Raw genomic sequence first — 21,314 nt, forward strand, 5'->3', positions numbered from 1 at the left:
TAGTCCAACCATGCCAATTCGACACTTAAGCGAAACCATCATCAACCAGATCGCGGCGGGGGAAGTCATCGAACGCCCCGCCAGCGTTATCAAGGAACTTGTCGAAAATGCTATCGACGCTGGCGCGACCCGCATTGAGGTCGTGACCGGTGGCGGTGGCAAGACATTGTTGCGCGTGACTGATAATGGTTCGGGAATTCCGATCGATGAGCTTCCATTGGCAGTCTCCCGCCATTGTACCTCCAAGCTTTCGGACGATGTGCACGACATTCGCGCACTTGGGTTTCGTGGGGAGGCTCTGCCATCCATTGGCTCGGTCGCAAAACTGACCCTCAAATCTCGTCCGCAGGACGCTGACTCCGGCTTTGAAGTATCGGTTTCCGGCGGACATCTCGACGGTCCCCGTCCTTCCGCGCTCAATCGCGGGACGATTGCCGAGGTTCGCGATCTTTTTTACGCGACGCCTGCCCGTCTCAAATTCATGAAAACGGATCGTGCGGAAGCTGCTGCCATAACCGACGTCGTCAAGCGCATCGCAATTGCCTTTCCCCATGTCCGCTTTTCGCTTGCAGGCACCGACAGGACACCGCTGGAACTGGCCGCAACCGGCAGCGGTGCAGAAGCAACGCTTGAGCGCATCAATCAGGTGCTCGGAAAAGAATTCGGCGAAAATGCGCTTGCCATTGACGCGGAACGCGACGGCGTGCGTCTGGCCGGGTTTGTCGGCATCCCCTCCCATAATCGTGGCAACGCCCTGCATCAGTTCGCCTATGTGAATGGGCGCCCGGTGCGGGACAAACAGCTTTTCGGCGCATTGCGTGGAGCCTATGCGGATGTCATGGCACGCGATCGTCATCCGGTTGCCGTACTGTTTCTGACGCTGGACCCGGCACTGGTCGACGTTAATGTGCATCCTGCCAAGGCTGACGTCCGTTTCCGTGATCCGGGTCTCGTGCGCGGACTGATCGTCGGGGCGATCAAACAAGCACTGGCGCAGTCAGGTATTCGGCCTGCGACCAGCGGTGCCGATGCCATGCTGCAAGCGTTCCGTGCAGAAGGATTCCAGCCGCCCTCACCATCATTCACATCGCGGCCTTCTTCGGCTGGTTATGCATCGGGGAGCTGGCACCCCGCAGTTTCCTCGCCGAGAACCGAATGGTCACCGCAGACCGCACATCCGGCGCATCGGCCGCTGGACTTGGGAGCGGCACGCTCCTTTCAGGAAAGTGACCAGGCGACGCTCGCCACCGTTAACGTGCTGGCGGCAGATGTCCGAGCGACGCGTGACGAAGCACCAGTGGAACTCCAGCAAAAGCCACTCGGGGCAGCCCGCGCGCAAATCCACGCGAACTATATTGTCTCCCAAACCGAAGACAGTCTCGTCATTGTAGATCAGCATGCGGCTCACGAACGTCTTGTTTACGAGGCGTTGAAAAACGCCCTGCATTCCCGCCCCATACCGGGACAAATGCTGCTTATTCCTGAAATTGTGGATCTGCCAGAAGAAGACGCCGAGCGACTGGCAACCCACGCGGAAACACTTGCCCGCTTTGGCCTTGGCATCGAGCAATTCGGACCCGGTGCCATCGCAGTGCGTGAAACGCCCGCAATGCTCGGAGAAATGAACGTGCAGCAGCTGATCCGCGATCTTTCGGATGAGATTGCGGAACACGACACATCTGAAGGATTGAAGGCCATGTTGAACCATGTGGCCGCAACAATGGCCTGTCATGGTTCCGTTCGCTCGGGGCGACGGTTGAAGCCTGAAGAAATGAATGCGCTCCTGCGTGAAATGGAAGCCACCCCCGGCTCAGGCACCTGCAATCACGGTCGCCCAACCTACATCGAACTGAAACTGACAGATATCGAACGGCTATTTGGCAGGCGCTGATAGAATTACAACGACGTATGATGTTGTACTGCTGGACGCAACGCACGACGCTTGCTAGAGTCGGCTACAAAGGTTTTACACACATGAATAAATTTGAATCCCCCCGTTCTTCTGAAGCTGTTCTGCGCTATCTCGACGGTGATTATGAAATCGTCAGGCATGGAGCCTATGTCGCGTGCGCGGTGACAGGCGCCCATATCCCGCTCGATGAACTCAAATATTGGAGTGTTTCGCGGCAGGAACCCTACGCAACAGGCCTGATTTCTTTTGAACGTGAGTTGGAAGTCAATCCTGAAATGCGTAGCCGAAAGAAGGCTTAAAATCAGCTTGCAACACGGCTTTTAAAGCGCTCGATGACCGTATCCAGAATGTGATCAAGCGCATCGTTGCGATCAAATTTGAGATCAACGTTAAGGACAGCGAGTTTCGTCAGAAAACCGGCAGGAACTCCAATCATCGTTGCCAGACGCACCTGATCCTTCGCCGTAGTGATCAATCCCAATCCCTGACGACGGGCTGTGTCTGTCAGATTGCGAATATCGTCTGGTGCAAAGCTGTGATGATCGGGGAACGAACGTGTTTCCACAATCTCACCGCCTGCCTCAGCAACACTTGCATAGAATTTTTCAGGATTGCCTATGCCCGCAAATGCAAGCCAACGATTGCCCGCTACCGGTACGGTAGACGACGGCTTAAGGTGAGCTTCATATATCGGTCTACCTGCTCGTGCTGCCTGACGGATAACGAAATCAGCACCATCACCTTTGCCGATACGCAGCAAAGCGTCGGTCTTACGCATTTGATCAGTCAGTGGAGCCCGCAGGGGGCCTGCCGGTATGACCTTTCCATTGCCAATACCACGGGCAGCATCCACAACCAGCAACGAAAAATCGGCAAAAAGTCGTGCGCTCTGGAAACCGTCATCCATGATGATGAAATCGCAACCGAGCGCCTGTAAATGTCGAGCCGCCTTTAGCCTATCAGGACAGAGAGCCACCGAAGCATGACGTGCCAGCAGGAGTGGCTCATCCCCGACGTAACGCGCACTGTCATGCGCGGGATCAACAACGTGTAGTCCCTTGTAAGCGCCGCCATAGCCGCGTGAGACGATGCCGGGGTTTAGACCTCGTGCTTTTGCGCCAGCAGAAAAAGCAATTGCAGTCGGTGTTTTTCCGGCCCCACCTACGGTAAAATTGCCCACGCAAAGAACCGGCAGAGAAATTTTTGGTGGTTCCGCTTTCAAAAGCCGACGGCCCGCCACGGCTCCGTAGAGCCAGGCAGCAGGCGCCAAAGACAAAGCGCGCCAATCAGGTTTATCCCACCAGAAAGGCGGCGCTTCACTCACCATGCTCAGTGACCGCCTGTCTGATAGGCAGCCTCATTGCGATTGCCGGGTAACTGTGCCTGCAGGATCAACGGCTGGATAAACGGCTCAAGTGCGACAAGCGTACGATCCAGTGCGCCCCGCATATCCCTGACCGTGCTCACCCCGGCATTGATCATGGCACGGAGATGCTGAGGATTGTTGAACAGGAAATTGATCGCACCTGCGAGCATATTGCGATCCTTCACAATGCGTGCGCCCCCATTCTTGATGAGGCGTTGGAAGGATTCACGGAAATTCTGGACATTTCGTCCTGTTAGCACAGCAGTTCCCATCATCGCCGGTTCCAGAGGGTTGTGTCCACCTTCCTTGGTCAGCGAATTGCCAATAAATGCTATTTCGGTGAGCTGAAGATAAAGTCCCATCTCCCCAATGGTATCTCCGAGCAGGATATCTGTGTCGGCTTCAATCGGTTCATTGGCGCTGCGACGCGCAACCTTGAGCCCCTTTTCAGCCAGCATAGCCTGAATGGCCGCAGCACGATCTGGATGACGCGGCACGATGATCGTGACAAGATGCGGATAGCGTACTTTCAGCATCTGATGAACTTCTGCTGTGATCGCTTCTTCGCCGTCATGGGTCGAAATTGCGGCCCACGTTCTCCGTCCACCGATCTGGCGTTGCAATGCGGCCAGAGCCTGTGGATCAGCCGGCGGCGGATTCGTATCGACCTTGAGATTACCTGAAACACTGACAGGCCGCGCTCCCAACGTCCGAAAACGATCTGCATCTAGTTCCGACTGTGCGACCACATAGGCAAAATTTTCAAAGAGCGCTTCGGCCAGAGCCGGTCTTTTCTGCCAGGCAGCAAAAGAGCGGTCAGACATGCGCCCATTGACCAGAACCTGCGGCGTGTGGCGACTGCCAAGTGAAAGCACAGTAGCAGGCCAGACTTCAGATTCACAACCGATGGCAAGATCAGGTTTCCAGTGGTTGAGAAACCTGTTAACCGCCGGTTGCAAATCCAGCGGCGCGTATTGGTGAATGACCTTACTACCTAACTGATCTGCGACAACTTTTGCCGACGTCACAGTACCTGTCGTCAGCACGATATGGATACCAGTCGCAGCGATCCGCTCAATCAATGGCGTGATCGCGACGGTTTCACCAACGCTTGCCGCGTGGGCCCAGATAACCGGCCCTTGCGGACGTGCTATGGCGGATTTGCCGTAGCGCTCGCCGCGGCGCATGCGCTCTTCCTTGCCGCGAGACGCACGATAGGCGATGTAAGGCCCCATAAATGGATAGGCCGCGGAACCGAGTGCACGGTAGGCAGACAACATATTGCGCGCCCAGCGTTCGCTCATTTCGCTTTCTCCAACGCAGCATAGGCCTTGACGGTCGCGTCGTTGAGTTGGCGCGTTAGCTCCATGCGTTTTTCTTCCAATTGCGTTTCATCGGCATCCGCGTCGACCCATACATTGTCGCCGCGCACGATAATCGAACGCCCAAAGGGCAGCGGAATCGTCGTTTTATCCCAGGACTTTTCCAGAACATGGTTCCGTGAGAAAGCATAAGCAACCGGTATTATCGGACGACCGGACAATTTCGCCAATAAAATGATGCCTTCTCCGGCCTCACGCGCTTTGCCGTGAGCGATGTCCGCTATAATTGATGCCGACTGCCCGTTTTTGAGAGCATTCTTCAACGTCAGAAGCGCGCGCGCGCCTCCCTTTTCAGGCTTGGAGCGCGAACCTCGTCCACCAGAGCCACGCACTGTCAACAATCCAAGTTTTTCCGCAACACGAGCGTTCAGTTCCGCATCTGCACTGCGCGAAAACATGGCGACAAGTTCAATTCCCTTGGGGCAGATGAACGGTCCCATGAGATGTTGCCCATGCCAGAAAGTCACGATGAAAGGATCGTCTTTACCCACCAGCGCCTGTGGGTCTGCTGATTCTTTCAAGCGAGAATTTGTGAAATAGACAAGCTTGAAGTAGGAGGTGATCAGCCAGACCAGCATGGCTTTAACCACGGCAGACTGCGCCAGCGGCCCGCGAATACGTCGCCAGAGGCGCTTCGCGAATCCTTGCTTCTTATGCCCGGTGGTCTGACCCGGGCTATCTCCGCTTTGCATCCGATACTGGCCGGGAGCAGTCAAACTGCTCAATCCGCCTTCAGCGTCACGCTTTCTGGATCGAGCAACCGATGCAGGTGCACGATGAAATAGCGCATATGAGCATTGTCTACTGTTTGCTGTGCCTTCGACTTCCATGCGGTCTTGGCCGACTCGTAATCCGGGTAGATGCCAACGATATCGACGTTTTCAAGATCGCGGAACTCAACGGTACCGAGCTTTTTCAGCTCACCGCCGAACACCAGATGAAGAAGCTGCTTTTTGTCGCCTTCGACGCTCATGACAATTATCCCTGAACAAAATTGGTTCGCGGCATGATTAACCCAAGGGTCAGTCCGCGACAACACTCAACATTTCTTGCAGAAGGTCTCCGCTGGCGGCAACGAGAGCGCCATGGCTCAACGTCGGACCACCATACTGGATCGGTAGGGCATCGCTTGTCAGGATTGCCCCGCCCGACTCACTCAGGATCAGATCAGCTGCTGCCAAATCCCAATCATGTGAATTTGGCCGAATGAAGGTGCCCGCTATATCTCCACGCGCCACCATAGCGATACGGTAGGCCAGCGAGGGAACATAGGGATGAATCTTTACACGATCCCGCCAGCTTTCCGGGAGTGCCGTCACCATATTGCGGGCTGATGCTATTGTCACCTGTTCACCGGGCGATGGTAATCTGACACGTATCACAGCACCGTTTTGTGAAGCCCCAACGCCTTTCCCTGCTTCGATGAGTTCGTTGCGCGCCGGACATTCCAGAACGCCAGCCAACGGGCGGCCATTTTCCACAACGGCTATGCTAATACACCATTGATCCTGTCCAGCGATGTATGCACGGGTGCCGTCAATCGGATCGACAACGAAGGCGCGGCTTCGTTTTTCAGCCGCCCGTTCATCGACGGTCTCTTCCGATATCCAGCCATAATCTGGCCGCGCTTTCAAAAGGACATCCTTTAGATAGCGGTCAACAGCCAGATCAGCTTCACTGACCGGCGATGAACCATCCTTCAGCCAGACTTCCGGAGAACGACCGAAGTAGCGCATCGCGATACGTCCGGCTTCACGCGCAGCATCACGCAGAAGCGTCAGTTCACTGACAATTTCGTTGTGCTTGTCAGTTTCCGGCAAGAGTCATGCCTTCAATTACGAGTGTCGGTGCCGTCATCCCGAAGTTTCGGTCAATATCGGAGGCGGGTGTCATATTGAGGAACATGTCCTTGAGGTTCGAAGCAATCGTCACTTCACTGATCGGGTAGGCAAGTTCGCCATTTTCGATCCAAAATCCCGACGCGCCGCGGCTATATTGGCCCGTGATCATGTCAACGCCCTGCCCGAATACCTCTGTCACATAAAAACCTGTGCCTATTGCACGGATCAATTCCTCCGGCGACTGCGAACCGGGCTCGATGGCAAAATTGGTTGAAGCAGGCGAAACGCCAGAGCCCGAACGAACACCTCGACCATTGCCTTGCAGGCCCAGTTCCCGGGCGCTCGATCCAGAAAGCAGCCAGTGTTTGAGAACGCCATCCTCCACCATCGTCAAAGATTGCCCCTCAATCCCTTCGCCGTCGAACGGGCGCGAAGACGAACCGCGCACACGCAGCGGATTGTCAGTAACATTTATGCCGTTCTTGAGAACCTGTTTACCGAGACTGTCACGAAGAAAACTCGTCTTGCGTGCAACAGAAGCGCCATTAATCGCGCTTGCAAGATGTCCCGCAATACCGCGCGCAAGGCGAGGATCGTAGATAACGGTGACAGGCCCCGTCTTCGCCTGACGTGCACCCAACCGCCGCACAGCGCGTTCACCAGCGCGACGACCGATATCATCAGGCGTATCAAGATCAGAAAAATGCAGGCGCGAACTGAAATCATAATCGCGCTCCATTTTCGTGCCCTCGCCCGCAATGGCCGAGACCGATCGTCCAAAGCGTGTAGCAGCATAATGCCCCGAAAAGCCTGTCGATGTGACCAGCACCAGACCACCCAGGCTGCGCGAGGCACCAGCTCCGCCTGAATTCGTCACGCCGCTGACTGCGAGTGCAGCGGCTTCCGTCGCAAGTGCGTCCTGCGTCAAACGGTCGGAATCGATTTCCGTTGAATCGTAGAGATCAAGATCACGAGGCGAAACAACAAGCAGCGATGGGTCTGCGAGTTGCTCATAGGGATCCTCCGGCGCAACGCGTGCCATAGCAACAGCACGCTCGGCGAGACGGTCGGGATCCGCGCTCGCATTGGCCGAAACACTCGCAATGCGACGGCCCACAAAAACGCGCAGAGCGAAATCGTCACTTTCCGACGATTCGGTTCCCTCAACCTTGCCCAACCTCACTGATACGCTAACTGACCGTGCCCGCATCACGACTGCGTCAGCCTGATCAGCTCCCGCCCGTTTGGCTGCAGCCACGAGAACGGCTGCGCGATCGACAAGTTTCTCCGCCGAATTATCTGAAATCATTATATAATCCGAGTTTCCCAAGTTCATCACGGTTCAACCTCGCAGTACAATTTGCAGCGGGACCAAAACCGGGACTTGCTAAAAAATATCGTCAAATTGTTCGACATCGGGCTGATTACAGCCATATCTTGTTTCTATATTGCCGAAATCCTAGGGCTTCAAGGCAAGCCCTCCTACATTTCTCCAAATTCCAAGAGCTTGGCATGGTTGCAACTGGCGGAAGTCTCTACCTGCAGTGTCTGATGATTTTGGGCGGTGCGATTATCGCTGCGCCGCTGTTCAAGCGATTAGGGCTTGGTACAGTCCTGGGCTATCTTGCGGCAGGCATCACGATTGGACCCGTAGCTCGCCTCATTGCAGACGGAGAAGATTTTCTGCACTTCTCTGAGCTCGGTGTTGTCTTCCTTCTCTTCATCATCGGACTTGAGCTGAAACCCTCAAGACTTTGGGCGTTGCGCCAATCGATCTTCGGTCTTGGTACCGCGCAGGTTCTGCTTTGTGGAGCAGCCCTGACTACTCTTGGCATTTACTTTGCGGGCCTCAGTCCCGAAGCAGGGATCATCATCGGTTTCGGTCTCGCGCTTTCGTCTACGGCATTTGCCATGCAGGTTTTGGAGGACCGGGCCGAAACGAATCAGAAACACGGTCAACGTGCTTTTTCGATCCTGCTGTTCCAGGACCTCGCCATCGTGCCGATCCTTGCAATTATTCCGGCACTTTCGCCAACCGAACCGTCGCAGGCGAGCGCGGGTTTCCATCTTGCCACAGCAATTGCGGCCATCGCGGCACTGGTGGTCGCCGGACGTTATCTCATCAATCCGATGTTCCGCATTATCGCCAATACCGGCGCTCGCGAAGTGATGATCGCAGCAGCGCTTTTTGTGGTGCTCGGATCAGCCAGCCTGCTTCAGGCGGCCGGCCTTTCGATGGCCATGGGTGCATTTATCGCCGGTGTTTTGCTGGCGGAATCATCCTACCGACACGAACTTGAAGCGGATATCGAACCATTTCGCGGAATCTTTCTCGGATTGTTTTTCGTGGCGGTTGGTCTTTCGCTGAACCTCACTGTGATCGTACAGTATTGGAAGGTTATCCTTCTTGCTGTTCCCATTTTCATGGCAACCAAGATCGCGATCATCTATCTGCTGTGCCGTGTCTTCCGGTCCAACCATAACGATGCTGTGCGAATTGCGTTTCTTCTGCCGCAAGGCGGCGAATTTGCCTTTGTTCTTTTCTCGGCAGCGTCTGCCGCATCCATAATCTCAAGCGCACTCGGCTCAGAGCTTGTAGCCGCCGTCACCGTATCCATGGCGCTAACACCGCTTTCCGTTTTGATTGGCTCAAAGCTGCTTATCAAGGACAAGACTGTCGATGAAATTGAGGAAAACTTCGAAGGTGCCGGTTCTGACGTACTGATGATCGGCTTCTCGCGATACGGTCAGATTGCATCGCAAATCCTGCTCGCTGGCGGTATCGACGTAACCGTGATTGACAGTTCGCCCAATCGCGTGCGTGCTGCCGGAAAATTTGGCTTCCGTATTTATTTTGGCGACGGTACTCGTAAAGACGTGCTGGAAGCGGCAGGTATAAGAAAAGCGAAGATCGTTGCCATCTGTACCCACAAGAAGGAAACGACCAACCACATCATCAACCTTATACAATCCGAATACCCGGATGTGCGGCTGTTCGTTCGTTCATATGATCGGGAACATACGCTGCAACTGCGCGCTCAAGGTGTCGAGTATGAACTGCGCGAAACGTTCGAATCCGGTTTGCTGTTTGGTCAGCGTACACTCGAAGGGCTCGGCATAGCCGAAACCCAAGCCTACGAAATTCGCGAAGACGTTCGCCAGCGCGACGAAGATCGTCTCCACGTGCAGGCTTCGGAAGGAATCATGGCTGGTCGCCATCTGCTCTTCAACAAACCGGTTACACCAGAACCTCTGGTCAAACCCGCCCGCGAAGGTCAGCGCATCGACAAAGGCGCGGATGATATCGTATCCGCCTCGTCGTCAAGTGACACAGTCGGATCACCCGTTCCGGCGGAATAGCAAACGTATAGGAAGCCGGTAGATTCAGGTCGCAAGCGTTGAATTTATCGGCACCACTTTTCCCTCGACTGTCAGTTCGAGAGCACGTTTCAGTTCGTCGCGAACATTGGCGCTCTGTGACAATATCTGTTCGAACTTCAGGAAATCCAGAAGACCGATCCGCTCGACATTAGGGCGAATGAAAATGTGCGGGGGGCGAATTCGAAATTTGTTTTCGATGATGGAGCACATGGTCAGCTGGTTCGCTCCGATCACTGCCTCGAACGTGGTAGGCATATAGTCATCTGGTCCGACCGGCGTGCCGACAACGTCGATACCGATGACAATATCAGCCTCATCAAACAGCAGATCAAAGGGCACGGGGTTGAACAAACCGCCATCGACCAGAATGCGGCCATCCCTACGCACCGGAGCGAAAACTGGTGGTATGGCACAGGATGCCGCGATGGCCGAATGCAGATCGCCATCGCGAATATGGATTTCCCGAGCGGCGTGAAAGTCCGCCGCTGTGATAGTCATCGGGATTTTCAGCTCTTCTACATTCATCGGCAGGCTTGCAGGCAAAAAGACGTCCAGCACCTTTTCGATATTGAACTGGCTGACGCGCAAGCCACCTTTCAGCAATTCTACCCAGCGCGCAGGGCGGGTTTGCCACATACGCTTTGCGACTTCGGAGCGGCGATTGAAAATCGCCGCCATATATTCATGAATTTCCTTGCCCGTCATGCCGCTCGCCATTCCGGCGCCAACGATCGAACCTATCGACGAGCCTGCAATTGCAACCGGTTTGATACCAAGTTCATCGAGCACCTCGACAATATGGATGTGGGCAATGCCGCGTGCCCCACCTCCGCCGAAAGCGACGGCAATTCGGGGCGATGACGGCACTGCCTTTTCCAATTTGGCACCTTTTAGCTTTGGGCCGGGCCGAAAATCAATATTGCCGGTTCCGCTTCAAGCAGTTTCTTGGCAATAGCCTTGACCTGATCCAACGTTACAGCATCAATCAACTCCGAACGCTTGTCGATATAATCACGCGGAAGTTCTGCTTCCTGCAAGCTAACGAGAGTTTCAGCAATAGCGGCGGATGAATCCAGATTGTTGACGGCGTAAGATCCCTTGAGGAAGTTCTTGGCAGCAGCGAGTTCTTCCTCCGTGGGTCCGTCCGCGGCCATAGCAGCAACCTGCTCGCGGATAATCTTCAAGGATTCCTGCGCTTTGTCAGGACGGGTCGCAGTCGAAATCATCAATGCCGAAACGTGATCGCGCATGACCATGGATGACGATACCGAATAGGCAAGGCCACGCTTTTCACGCACCTCGGCATAAAGACGCGATGTAAAGCCACCACCCAGAATATGGTTCATCAGATAGGCTGCAAAGAATTCGGGATCCTTGCGCGGAATAGCCGGATAGACAAAGCTGATCGAGGTCTGCGGCATATCGAAATTGAGGCTGGTCGTCGTGCCAAGTGCCAGTTTGGCATCGGGTACAGGAACCAGTTCGGCCATCGCGGGGAGATCGCCGAACACCTTATCCAGCAACGTCCCCAAATCCTTCGCATTGATCGAACCCACAACGCCGATAGTCAGACGGTCACGCGCAAAGTTCTTGCGGTGAAAGTTCACCAGATCGTCACGCGTGATCGACTGCAGTGATTTCACCGTGCCATCATCGGGACGCGCATAAGGATGGTTCCCGTAGAGAACTTCGGAGAACTTACGCGATGCAATCGTCGAAGGGTTGCGTTGTGAGGATTCGATACTCGCAACCACCTGCTGTCGAATACGATCAATTGCATCCTGGTCGAAGCGAGGCTTGTTGACAGAAAGAGCAAGCAAGTTTGTGACTGCGTCGCGATTTTCCGCGAGCATGCGAATACCGCCCGAAACGGAATCCTGTGTTGCAGAAAAGCTCATTTCCGCGCCCAGATTGTCTATCTTCTCCTGAAACGCATCCGATTTCAGATCACCCGCGCCCTCGTCGAACAGCCCTGTCATCAGGTTAGCCAACCCTTCCTTCCCGGAAGGGTCCTGCGATGTGCCACCCTTGAATGAGAACCGCATGGAAATAAGCGGGACTGAATCGTCTTCTACCAGCCAGGCATGAATACCTTTTGGCGAAACAACTTCCTGAATTTCGATTGCGCGCGCCGGCAAGGCGCACACGATCAGCAATGTCACGGATGCGGCAAGAACACCCACAGCCGACCCGGCATAGCGAAAGTCGAAAACACGTCTGAAGTTCAACGTAAGAATGTTCTTCACTGGATCGCTCCTCCCGCACCATTGGCCCCGGCGCTTCCCACTGACGCATTCGGGTTCTCGCGAGCGCTCTCCGGCTCGGCGTCCGGAGGAAGCAGGTAACTCGTTACCGATTGGTCTTTAACGAGATAACGCGTCGCCACATCCTTGATCTGATCGACTGTGACACCCTTGATGACCTCCGGCCATTTCTGGATATCGTCAACCGTTTGCCCAACAGACAGCGACGAGCCATAAATCCGGGACATACCTGTCTGACTGTCGCGTGCAAAGATAACCGCTTTCAGGAAACGATTGCGAGCTTGATCGAGCTCGGTCTGGCTTACGCCGTCTTTGATGATCCGTGCCACTTCGGCTTCAACGGCTTTTTCGACATCGCCAAGCGTCGCGCCATTGCGCGGCGCGCCATATACAGAAAACGTGCCGTCATCAAGCGCATCGCCACCATAGCTCGCGCCCGTATTGGCAGCGATACCCTGCTTGACGATCAATTCCTGATAAAGGCGTGAACGCAACGAACCGCCGAGAATTTCGCTCAGTAGATCGAGGGCGGGGGCATCCCCTGGTTTTACATTCGGAAACCGTTTTTCGTTCGCATAGGAAGGAACAAGCCACGACACACGGAATGAGGGGGTGCTTACACGCTCATCGTGCAACGTCACGACGCGGGCGGCGTGCTTCGCGGGCTCCTGCGGACGCTCACGCGGCAGAACTTCCGCGCGTTTCGGCACCTTTGCCCATGTCTTCAACGTCAGCTCGCGTACGCGTTCCGGTGAAACGTCTCCAGCGATGATGAGCGTTGCATTATTCGGTGTGTAATATTGCTGATAAAAGTCGATGGCGTTCTTGAGGCTTAGCTTTTCCATTTCCTGCTGCCAGCCAATTACAGGCTTGCGATAAGGATGGTTATAGAAAAGAACAGCGTCGGTATTCTCCATCAGCATGGAAGCCGGATTGGAATCAACTCGCATCCGGCGTTCTTCCAGAATGACATCCCGTTCGGTTTTCACGGCTTCTTCATTGAGCACCAGATTTTCCATCCGGTCCGACTCGAACTGCATTACCATTTCCAGCGCTTCGGGAGATACCCGCTGGAAATAGGCCGTATAATCATAGGAGGTGAAGGCGTTTTCTTGCCCGCCGATGGAGGCGACTTTCGCCGAAAACTCGCCAGCTGGGTGGTTCTTCGTACCCTTGAACATCAGATGTTCGAGGAAATGCGCGATACCTGAAACGCCGGGCGCTTCATCGGCCGACCCTACATGGTACCAGATCATCTGGGTCACGACTGGAGCGCGATGATCGGGGATGACAACCACTTCCAGACCATTTGGCAATGTGAAATGACTGACCTCATCCGACTGGATGATTTCTGGAAGCGCTGTTTGTTCAGCGACTGGGGGCGACACGAGCGCTGGTTGCGTTTCGGCGGCAGCGGCAGGTTGGCTTTCTGCCCGGACTGCACCGCTTGCCACCGGTAAAGCCAGCACGAAACCCAAGGCGGTGGACAACAGCAAGCGCCGGAGTGAGGGGTTATTCACCAAGCGACATCTCCAATCGGTTTCATTCCCGCCCGTTTTTCCGGGCGACATGTTATATTTTATGCGAACGGAATCGTCCGCTAATTCATTCGGCGGCTTTCAACTGGATCAGCCGAATAATCGTGCCCCCGTAGTTGCGCTCTTCCAGCACGACGAATCGTTCATCAAGTTCGAGCGCCGCCTCCGCATCTTCTTCAAGCACCAAAAGTGCGTCAGGATTAAGCCAACCACCTTGAAGTGCAGACAAAAATGCCTTTTCTCCCATACGCCGCCCATAAGGCGGATCGGCAAAAACCAGGTCGAACGGCTCCATCGTACCGACGATACCCAACTGACAGGCGTCGCGCCGCAAAATCTTGGTGTGCCCCTGCAGACTGAAAGCCTCGATATTCTGACGCAACAATCCCCGCCCCTCCGCAGATTCTTCCACGAAGGTCGCGTAGCGCGCACCGCGCGATAGGGCCTCAAGACCAAGTGCGCCTGTCCCTGCAAACAGGTCGAGGACGCGTGCGCCCTCTACCTTGTCGGGGAAATTATGCGCGAGGATGTTGAACAGGCTCTCGCGTGTGCGATCGGTGGTGGGACGAATGGCGTTGGTCGAAGGTGTTACGAGCGCGCGCCCGCGGAATCTACCGCCGACGATCCGCACCACCGCCTCCAGTTCTGCCACCGCCTGACTTGCCGCCACCCGGCTTTCCACCTGGTTTACCACCCGGCTTGTTTCCCGGTCCACGACGCGGTCCATCCTTCGGACCATCATCAAAACGACGAGATTTATTACCCGATCCGCTGCTGCGCGGGCCTGAGCGCGTATCGCGATCGGATGCACCAAAACGACCTTCACCACGCGGTCCGCCCGGCTTTCCCGTCTTGCGGCCCTCGAAGCCACCCTTACCGTGCTCTACAGTCCGGCCTTCCGCGTCGCGCAATTCTGCACGCTCGCGTTTGCCGGGACGACGCTCCTTGCGTCCATCCTCACGCTGCTCACGGCGCTCTGGACGTCCCTCTTCCGAGCGGTTTCCTTCCGGACGGGGACGCTGTGGACGAGCGTCCTTATCAAAGCGGCCTTCCGGTCGCTTGTTATAGCGGCGTTCACCACCTTCGTCGCGTCCCTGCTCCTCATCACCAGCCCGACGCGGGCGCATCTGCAGATCGCCACTGAATTTCGCTGAACGATGCGGAACTTGACGTTCGACACGGGCGGGCTTGGCAGCCGCATTTTCGCCCTTGGGACGCGCACCTGGAGCCATCCAGACATTGGCGTTTCCGCGACGACGCGGTTCAACCTTTTCGGCTCCCTTGTCGTCGCGACCGCGACGACGCTGAGGACTGCTGGAAATCCATTCACGTTCGCGCCGGCCGCGCCGGCGTTCGCCTTCCTCGCCCTCATTTTCCACGTCGCGACCAGTCCGTCCCTGAACAGCAGCATTGGAAAACTCATTCAGGACAGGCGCGTCGAAATCCGCGCCTGAATCCTCAATCAACTTGTCACCAAGCTGATCTCGCAGGATACGTCCCTTGATTTCGCGTACTGCACCTTCTTCAAGATCGCCGAGCTGGAAAGGACCGAATGAAACGCGGATAAGACGTCCAACAGTCAGACCAAGAGCGCCCAGAATATTCTTTACTTCACGGTTCTTGCCTTCGCGCAATCCGATAGAGATCCAGACATTGGCACCCTGCTCACGCTCAAGCGTTGCTTCAATACTGCCGTAGAAGACGCCATCGACGGCAATGCCATTCTTCAGCTCATCAAGCTGTACCTGTGTGACCTTGCCGTGGGCACGAACGCGATAGCGGCGCAGCCAGCCGGTGGAAGGCAGCTCCAGAACGCGTGAAAGCCCACCATCATTGGTGAGCAGCAACAGACCTTCGGTATTGATGTCGAGACGACCAACTGAAAGTACGCGTGGCATCTCGGCAGGCAGCGCCTCGAAAACCGTTGGGCGACCTTCAGGATCGCGATTGGTCGTCACAAGACCCGCAGGCTTGTGATAAAGCCAGAGACGGGTACGCTCGGTCTGCTTCAATGGCTTGCCGTCGACCGTAATAATATCCGTGCGCTTGACATTGACCGCGGGGCTCTCAAGCACCTTGCCATTCACGGCAATACGGCCAGCAGCGATCATCGTTTCCGCTTCACGGCGTGAAGCTATGCCTGCGCGTGCCAGACGCTTGGCAATACGTTCGCCCGTGTCCTCTTGCCCCTCGGCGTCGCGCGGTGCGAATTTACGTGGCTTGTCACGTCCGCCGTCATCGCGGCGCGGACGAGTGTCACGATCTGGCCGACCGGGACGATCGGAGCGCCCTCCACGGCCATGCGGACGCTTGCCATCCTTGTTGTCATCATCTTTAGTCATCTGGTATTGGCCTTTCAGCAGCGCTGCCGTGTCACCTTACACCTTTAATGACAGGCAAGGGACAGCCGGAAACAGGAACGCTGTATAAATCCGTTCGCAAATCGGTTTCGATTTCGGGAATTATGCAGTAACAAATCGCTTCATGGCTTGCGAGCGAAATTTCCGAAAGAATGCACGAAATGGAACAGCCATGAATAAGAGTGCCAAAGTCCCGGACCCAAAGATGGCCACCCCCATGGAGATAGCACTTGCAGAAGCGCGCGCTTCAGGTTCACGTGGAGAGGTTCCGATTGGCGCAGTCATTGTGCATCACGGCACGATCATTGCACGAGCAGGCAATCGTACACGTGAGTTCAATGACGTAACAGCCCATGCCGAAGTGCTTGCAATTCGTGAGGCTGGGAAAGCCCTACAATCCGAACGTCTGGTCGACTGCGATCTTTATGTGACGCTGGAACCATGCGCGATGTGCGCAACCGCTATTTCTTTTGCCCGTATACGTCGCCTCTATTACGGCGCCTCCGACCCGAAAGGTGGCGGTGTGGAACATGGGCCACGGGTTTATACGCAGCCCACCTGCCACCATGTACCGGAGATTTATGCGGGTTTCTCCGAGGGGGATTCACAGAAAATCCTGCGGGATTTCTTCCGCGACAAGCGCTAGCTTCTGCTCAGAGCCTTGTGTCCGGTCATGTAGCGCAGCGTATTATCCCGCAGCATGAAATGATGAATAAGAGCCATCAGAACGTGTCCCGCAATTATCACAAGTAGGCCCCAACCCAGCAAACCATGCAATGCACTGCCCGGAGCGGTCAGCGCGGCGTTTTTCACACCGGTCTGCTCGAAAATCCGGATGCCAAGAAATGAGAAGCCTCGCCCGCCGCCATATGTGCGCAGCAGAGCCAATGCAGGAACTGCGAACATCAGGCCGTAGATAACGAGGTGCCCGAGTTTAGCCAGTTTGCCGACATGGCCCGACTTATGCGGACGACGACCTGAGTTCAACAATCCCCAGACCCCACGTAATAGTACAAGCACCAGAAGCGCGAAACCAAGTTGGTAATGAGCTGACCAGAAGATATTGTAGATCATCGTATCTTTAGCCACGACGCGTAGAATTGCTGACGCAAACTGCCAAAGAAACAGGAGGGCCATCAGCCAATGAAGAGATCGACTGATCAGACCATATCCCGACGGCGTATCCCAGATAGTGTTCGTATCGTTCATCAAATCATACCTTACATCCCAAGTTGGCATGATACGATTTGCATGAAAGAAATCTTTGATTGAAATCAAATATACGTCAGAATTGCCAACATTAAAAATATTTAATAATCTTTCCTGCAAGAAAACAGATTAAACATTCACTAAAACTACTGAAATAATAAGCCGCAGTAAATTCTATTTACTGCGGCTTATTATCAAGAAAATAAATTCAGCGAGCAATTAGTTCCAAGGCAGATAGTCGCGCCAGCCCTTGGATTTGCCGGATGCCTTCTTGCGCTCACGTTCCTTCTGCGCCTCGTCCGTACCCAATTCGCCGACAGCTGCAGTAGACGCAGGCTCACGATAAGTAAGCGGCGGTTCGCTCAAATAACGGCGTGTCGTCGAGGAACCCTGAACCTGCTGCTGGCGTGCAGCCTTGTAGGCCGCAACCTTTGCCGGGTCGAATGTCGGCGTACGGGACTCATAATCTTCGCGGCGGCTGTTACCACGCGGCAATGCTGCCTGAATGTTGGACGCTACCGGACCATCCTGAACGACCGGCGACACGAAATTCGGATCATCGCGGTTTGCCGTGATCTCGTCACGCAAACGCTTGCGACGTTGTTCCGGCGATTCTGGCCAATTCGGATCGTTGGCGCTAACAACGCTTTGTTGCGGAGCGGGCAACTGACCTTTATCCCCCGGAGCCGGACGAACCAGGTCGGGGCGAGGCTTGTAGTCAATCCGTTCTTTCTTGTTCTTACCCTGTCCGAAGCTCGCCATATTCGACACATCGTCAAAGAGCTGCGCTCCTGCGGTCTTGTCGGTTCCATAGGTTGGCGAAGAAACGCAGCCGGATAGCGAAACGCCCGCTATCGCTGTCATAAGCACCAGAACTCGTCCTTCAATCTTCATTAGCGCCACTTCTTTTACGCTTGCCGATTTTATCTTCACCAAAATTTGCTCAAGCAAGCCTTGACTGAAGAAACCGGCAACTCCAAGGCAGATCTTGAAATTATCCGAGGAATGCCTTGTACATGAGTGCAACCCATGCGGCAATCCGATGTTAATCGGTATTTCACCATGTCCGAAGAAAGGATTGCAAGCCGTTTCCTTCTGAAAATACCCCCAACATATGAAACGCCGAGGGTAAAACTTTCAGAATTCCATCAAGCTTCAAGCTTGCCAAGTGCCTTGAGTTCCCGGAGAGCAGCAGCGTCGCGCGCCGAGACTTCGGGAAACTCGGGATCGGAACCAACATCCGTCGTATAACGCCACGAACGGGCGCACTTTTCACCTTCGGCGCGTGCAGGCACAACAGCAACGCCTTTCACATCAGAAAGCGTGAAAGCGTCTTCCGGTACAGCCGCATCGCTCAATGAAATACCACTGGTGATGCAGATTTCCGCAAAATCAAGACCTTCGAGCGAATCGGTCAAGCTCTTGTCGGAAATGTAGACGAGCGGAGCAGCTTCGAGCGACGATCCAATGCGCTTATCCGCACGCTCCAGTTCCAGAGCGCCAGTAACGACACGACGCACCGCACGAACCTTGCGCCACTTTTCCGCCAGCACATCATCCCGCCATTCGGCAGGTGTCGGCCGGAACTGCTCGGCATGAACCGAAACCGATTGCGGATAGCGGTCGAGCCAAGCTTCTTCCATGGTGAAAGGCAGCATTGGCGCCAGCCAGGTCGTCAAGTGATCAAAGATTTCACGCACGGTCAGTAGCGCAGCCTTACGGCGAACGCTCGACGGCGCATCGCAGTAAAGCGCGTCCTTGCGGATATCGAAATAGAAGGCCGAAAGCTCAACATTCATGAAGTCGATAAGCGTGCGAGCGATGCGCTTGAAGTCGAAAGCATCATATCCAGAGCGAACAACTTCATCCAATTCAGTCAACCGGTGCAGCATCAGGCGTTCAAGTTCCGGCAGATCAGCGTGAGGAAGATTTTCGCCTTCATCGTGGGCGAGCGTGCCCAGCATCCAGCGGATCGTGTTCCGCAACTTGCGATAGGCATCAATGTTAGTCTGGATGATGCTCTTGCCGAGGCGCTGATCTTCCCAATAATCGGTCGTCATGACCCAGAGACGCAGAATATCCGCACCGGATTCCTTGATGACGTCCTGTGGCGTGACTGTATTACCGAGCGACTTCGACATCTTCTTGCCGTGCTCATCCATGGTGAAACCATGGGTCACGACGGCATTATATGGTGCCCGGCCACGCGTACCGCAGCTTTCCAGCAGCGACGAATGGAACCAACCGCGATGCTGGTCAGAGCCCTCCAGATAGACATCAGCTGGCCACTTCATATCCGGACGGTCTTCCAGCGTGAACGTGTGCGTCGAACCGGAATCGAACCAAACGTCAAGGATGTCGCGCACCTGCGTCCAGCCTTCATTGGCACGGCTTCCGAGAAAGCGCTCGCGCGCGCCTTCGGCGAACCATGCATCAGCGCCTTCGGCTTCAAAAGCATCGAGAACACGCTTGTTGACCGCATCGTCCTGAAGGATGTTGCCTTCTTCATCCACAAAAACGCAGATCGGCACGCCCCATGCACGCTGACGCGAAAGCACCCAGTCCGGGCGGCCTTCGATCATCGAGCGCAGGCGTGTCTGTCCGGCTGCCGGTACGAAACGCGTGTCGTCGATTGCCTTCAAAGCGCGTGAACGCAAGGTCGTACCGTCACCGAGGTTCTTGTCCATATAGACGAACCACTGCGGCGTATTGCGGAAGATGACCTGCTTCTTGGAACGCCACGAATGCGGATAAGAATGCTTCAGGCGACCACGTGCGAAAAGCTTGTCGCGCGCGATCAACTGATCCATGACAGACTTGTTGGCATCGCCCTTCTTGCCGTTATCGTCGATAACCCGCGCGGGACCGCCGTCACGGTCCGGACCAAAGCCCGGCGCGTCCTTGGTGTAAAAGCCATCATCCCCGACCGGGAACGGAATACTTGGATCTATACCGCGCGCTTCCAGCTCGCGGGCATTGTTCATCCATGCCTCAAAGTCTTCGCGACCATGGCTTGGAGCGGTGTGCACAAAGCCCGTACCTGCATCATCGGTAACATGGTCGCCATCAAGCATTGGCACGATGAATTCATAACCACCGCCAAAGCCCTTCAACGGATGATCCAGAACGATTTTACCCAGTTCATCAGCCGAGATACCACGCAAACGCTTGAATTGAAGCTTCGCCTTGGCAAAGCTTTCTTCGGCGAGCTTGTCGGCGAAGATAAGCTTTTCGCCCGGGCGAGGGCCAAAGTCGTTCTCGGGTTCCGTGACTTCATAAAGCCCGTATTCGATGCGCGACGAATAGGACACGGCACGATTGCCGGGAATGGTCCACGGCGTGGTCGTCCAGATCACAACATCGCTGCCGGAGAGATCATTCTGACCGGCGACCGGGAACTTGACCCAGATCATATCCGACTCGACATCGTGATACTCGACTTCGGCTTCGGCGAGTGCCGTGCGCTCGACGACCGACCACATCACCGGCTTGGAGCCGCGATAAAGCTGACCGGAAGCCGCGAATTTGAGAAGCTCGCCAGCGATACGCGATTCAGCGTGGAAGTTCATCGTCGTATAGGGATTTTCGAAATCGCCGAGGATGGCAAGGCGCTTGAACTCATCCGTCTGGACCTTGATCCAGTTGGTCGCGAATTCGCGGCATTCCCTGCGGAATTCGTTGATCGGCACTTCGTCCTTGTTCTTACCCTCGGCGCGATATTTTTCCTCGATCTTCCACTCGATCGGCAGACCGTGACAATCCCAACCCGGAACGTAATTCGAGTTGTATCCGCGCATCTGGAAAGAGCGCGTGATAACATCCTTGAGAATCTTGTTCAGTGCGTGGCCGATATGGATATTGCCGTTGGCGTAGGGCGGACCGTCGTGCAGCACATAGAGCGGGCGATCCTTGGCCTGTTCGCGCAGCTTCTTGTAAAGGTTCATCCCCTCCCAGCGCTCGACGAACAGCGGTTCGCGCTGCGGCAGGCCCGCGCGCATCGGAAATTCTGTCTGCGGCAGATAAAGGGTTTTGGAATAATCGATTTTGGTCGTCTCAGTCAT

Annotated in this window: 18 protein-coding genes; 4 read left to right on the forward strand and 14 right to left on the reverse strand. The window is 55.2% G+C overall.

Going from position 1 to position 21,314, the window contains the following annotated elements; translation table 11 throughout:
- Positions 1–10 precede the first annotated feature (10 nt).
- Positions 11–1,891: a DNA mismatch repair endonuclease MutL gene (gene mutL / locus ABDF71_RS17270; RefSeq protein ID WP_258124450.1), complete on the forward strand. Its 1,881-nt coding sequence runs from the start codon at positions 11–13 to the stop codon at positions 1,889–1,891.
- A gap of 83 nt (positions 1,892–1,974) precedes the next feature.
- Positions 1,975–2,211 carry a DUF2093 domain-containing protein gene (locus ABDF71_RS17275; RefSeq protein ID WP_010661012.1) on the forward strand — a complete coding sequence of 79 codons (237 nt, stop codon included), beginning with the start codon at positions 1,975–1,977 and terminating at the stop codon, positions 2,209–2,211.
- A 2-nt stretch (positions 2,212–2,213) separates the two neighbouring features.
- Here the strand turns inward: ABDF71_RS17275 and lpxK are convergent, their stop codons facing one another.
- From lpxK to ABDF71_RS17305, 6 genes are read right to left on the reverse strand one after another with little or no spacing between them, the layout of a single operon-like run.
- Positions 2,214–3,239, reverse strand: a complete 1,026-nt coding sequence (gene lpxK, locus ABDF71_RS17280) for a tetraacyldisaccharide 4'-kinase (RefSeq protein WP_258124451.1) — start codon at positions 3,237–3,239, stop codon at positions 2,214–2,216.
- A gap of 2 nt (positions 3,240–3,241) precedes the next feature.
- On the reverse strand, positions 3,242–4,582 hold the full coding sequence (waaA, locus tag ABDF71_RS17285) for a lipid IV(A) 3-deoxy-D-manno-octulosonic acid transferase (protein WP_010661010.1): 1,341 nt from the start codon (positions 4,580–4,582) through the stop codon (positions 3,242–3,244).
- The gene (locus ABDF71_RS17290; protein ID WP_010661009.1) at positions 4,579–5,352 is read right to left on the reverse strand and encodes a lysophospholipid acyltransferase family protein; all 774 of its coding nucleotides are present in this window, start codon (positions 5,350–5,352) and stop codon (positions 4,579–4,581) included. Before ABDF71_RS17290 ends, waaA begins: the two co-directional genes overlap by 4 nt.
- 29 nt (positions 5,353–5,381) lie before the next feature.
- Positions 5,382–5,633 (reverse strand): DUF4170 domain-containing protein, encoded by a 252-nt coding sequence (locus ABDF71_RS17295; RefSeq protein ID WP_151606938.1) that lies wholly within the window; start codon positions 5,631–5,633, stop codon positions 5,382–5,384.
- Positions 5,634–5,682: 49 nt separating this feature from the next.
- On the reverse strand, positions 5,683–6,480 hold the full coding sequence (locus ABDF71_RS17300; RefSeq protein ID WP_258124452.1) for a 3'(2'),5'-bisphosphate nucleotidase CysQ: 798 nt from the start codon (positions 6,478–6,480) through the stop codon (positions 5,683–5,685).
- Positions 6,467–7,810, reverse strand: coding sequence for a TldD/PmbA family protein (locus ABDF71_RS17305; RefSeq protein ID WP_010661006.1), 1,344 nt, complete (start codon positions 7,808–7,810; stop codon positions 6,467–6,469). The genes ABDF71_RS17300 and ABDF71_RS17305 overlap by 14 nt, the downstream gene beginning before the upstream one ends.
- Before the next feature lie 203 nt (positions 7,811–8,013).
- Between ABDF71_RS17305 and ABDF71_RS17310 the strand changes: the two genes are divergently transcribed.
- A complete protein-coding gene (locus ABDF71_RS17310) occupies positions 8,014–9,861 on the forward strand; it encodes a monovalent cation:proton antiporter-2 (CPA2) family protein (protein ID WP_151606943.1) in 1,848 nt (615 codons plus the stop codon).
- 24 nt (positions 9,862–9,885) lie between these two features.
- On the opposite strand, the gene ABDF71_RS17315 is transcribed toward ABDF71_RS17310, so the two are convergent.
- The 5 genes from ABDF71_RS17315 to ABDF71_RS17335 all read right to left on the reverse strand — a co-directional run bounded on the left by ABDF71_RS17315 (position 9,886) and on the right by ABDF71_RS17335 (position 16,026).
- Positions 9,886–10,761 (reverse strand): patatin-like phospholipase family protein, encoded by an 876-nt coding sequence (locus ABDF71_RS17315; protein ID WP_151615882.1) that lies wholly within the window; start codon positions 10,759–10,761, stop codon positions 9,886–9,888.
- A gap of 11 nt (positions 10,762–10,772) precedes the next feature.
- The gene (locus ABDF71_RS17320) at positions 10,773–12,119 is read right to left on the reverse strand and encodes a M16 family metallopeptidase (protein WP_235916972.1); all 1,347 of its coding nucleotides are present in this window, start codon (positions 12,117–12,119) and stop codon (positions 10,773–10,775) included.
- 5 nt (positions 12,120–12,124) lie between these two features.
- On the reverse strand, positions 12,125–13,666 hold the full coding sequence (locus tag ABDF71_RS17325; protein ID WP_258124454.1) for a M16 family metallopeptidase: 1,542 nt from the start codon (positions 13,664–13,666) through the stop codon (positions 12,125–12,127).
- An 85-nt stretch (positions 13,667–13,751) separates the two neighbouring features.
- On the reverse strand, positions 13,752–14,315 hold the full coding sequence (gene rsmD / locus ABDF71_RS17330; RefSeq protein WP_010661001.1) for a 16S rRNA (guanine(966)-N(2))-methyltransferase RsmD: 564 nt from the start codon (positions 14,313–14,315) through the stop codon (positions 13,752–13,754).
- A complete protein-coding gene (locus ABDF71_RS17335; protein ID WP_258124456.1) occupies positions 14,296–16,026 on the reverse strand; it encodes a pseudouridine synthase in 1,731 nt (576 codons plus the stop codon). Before ABDF71_RS17335 ends, rsmD begins: the two co-directional genes overlap by 20 nt.
- Positions 16,027–16,216: 190 nt before the next feature.
- On the opposite strand from ABDF71_RS17335, the gene ABDF71_RS17340 reads away from it, so the two are divergent.
- Complete coding sequence (locus ABDF71_RS17340) at positions 16,217–16,690, forward strand: nucleoside deaminase (RefSeq protein WP_258124457.1); 474 nt, start codon at positions 16,217–16,219, stop codon at positions 16,688–16,690.
- Here ABDF71_RS17340 and ABDF71_RS17345 read toward each other — a convergent pair.
- The 3 genes from ABDF71_RS17345 to ileS form a co-directional block, all read right to left on the reverse strand.
- Positions 16,687–17,253, reverse strand: coding sequence for a cytochrome b (locus ABDF71_RS17345; RefSeq protein WP_258124458.1), 567 nt, complete (start codon positions 17,251–17,253; stop codon positions 16,687–16,689). The two genes, ABDF71_RS17340 and ABDF71_RS17345, sit on opposite strands and share 4 nt — an antisense overlap.
- Positions 17,254–17,472: 219 nt before the next feature.
- Positions 17,473–18,147, reverse strand: a complete 675-nt coding sequence (locus ABDF71_RS17350; protein WP_011982750.1) for a hypothetical protein — start codon at positions 18,145–18,147, stop codon at positions 17,473–17,475.
- A gap of 254 nt (positions 18,148–18,401) precedes the next feature.
- Complete coding sequence (ileS, locus tag ABDF71_RS17355) at positions 18,402–21,314, reverse strand: isoleucine--tRNA ligase (protein ID WP_500061695.1); 2,913 nt, start codon at positions 21,312–21,314, stop codon at positions 18,402–18,404.

Origin of the sequence: Ochrobactrum sp. WV_118_8 (assembly GCF_039631535.1) — a bacterium.
GTDB classification, from domain to species: Bacteria; Pseudomonadota; Alphaproteobacteria; order Rhizobiales; family Rhizobiaceae; genus Brucella; species Brucella anthropi.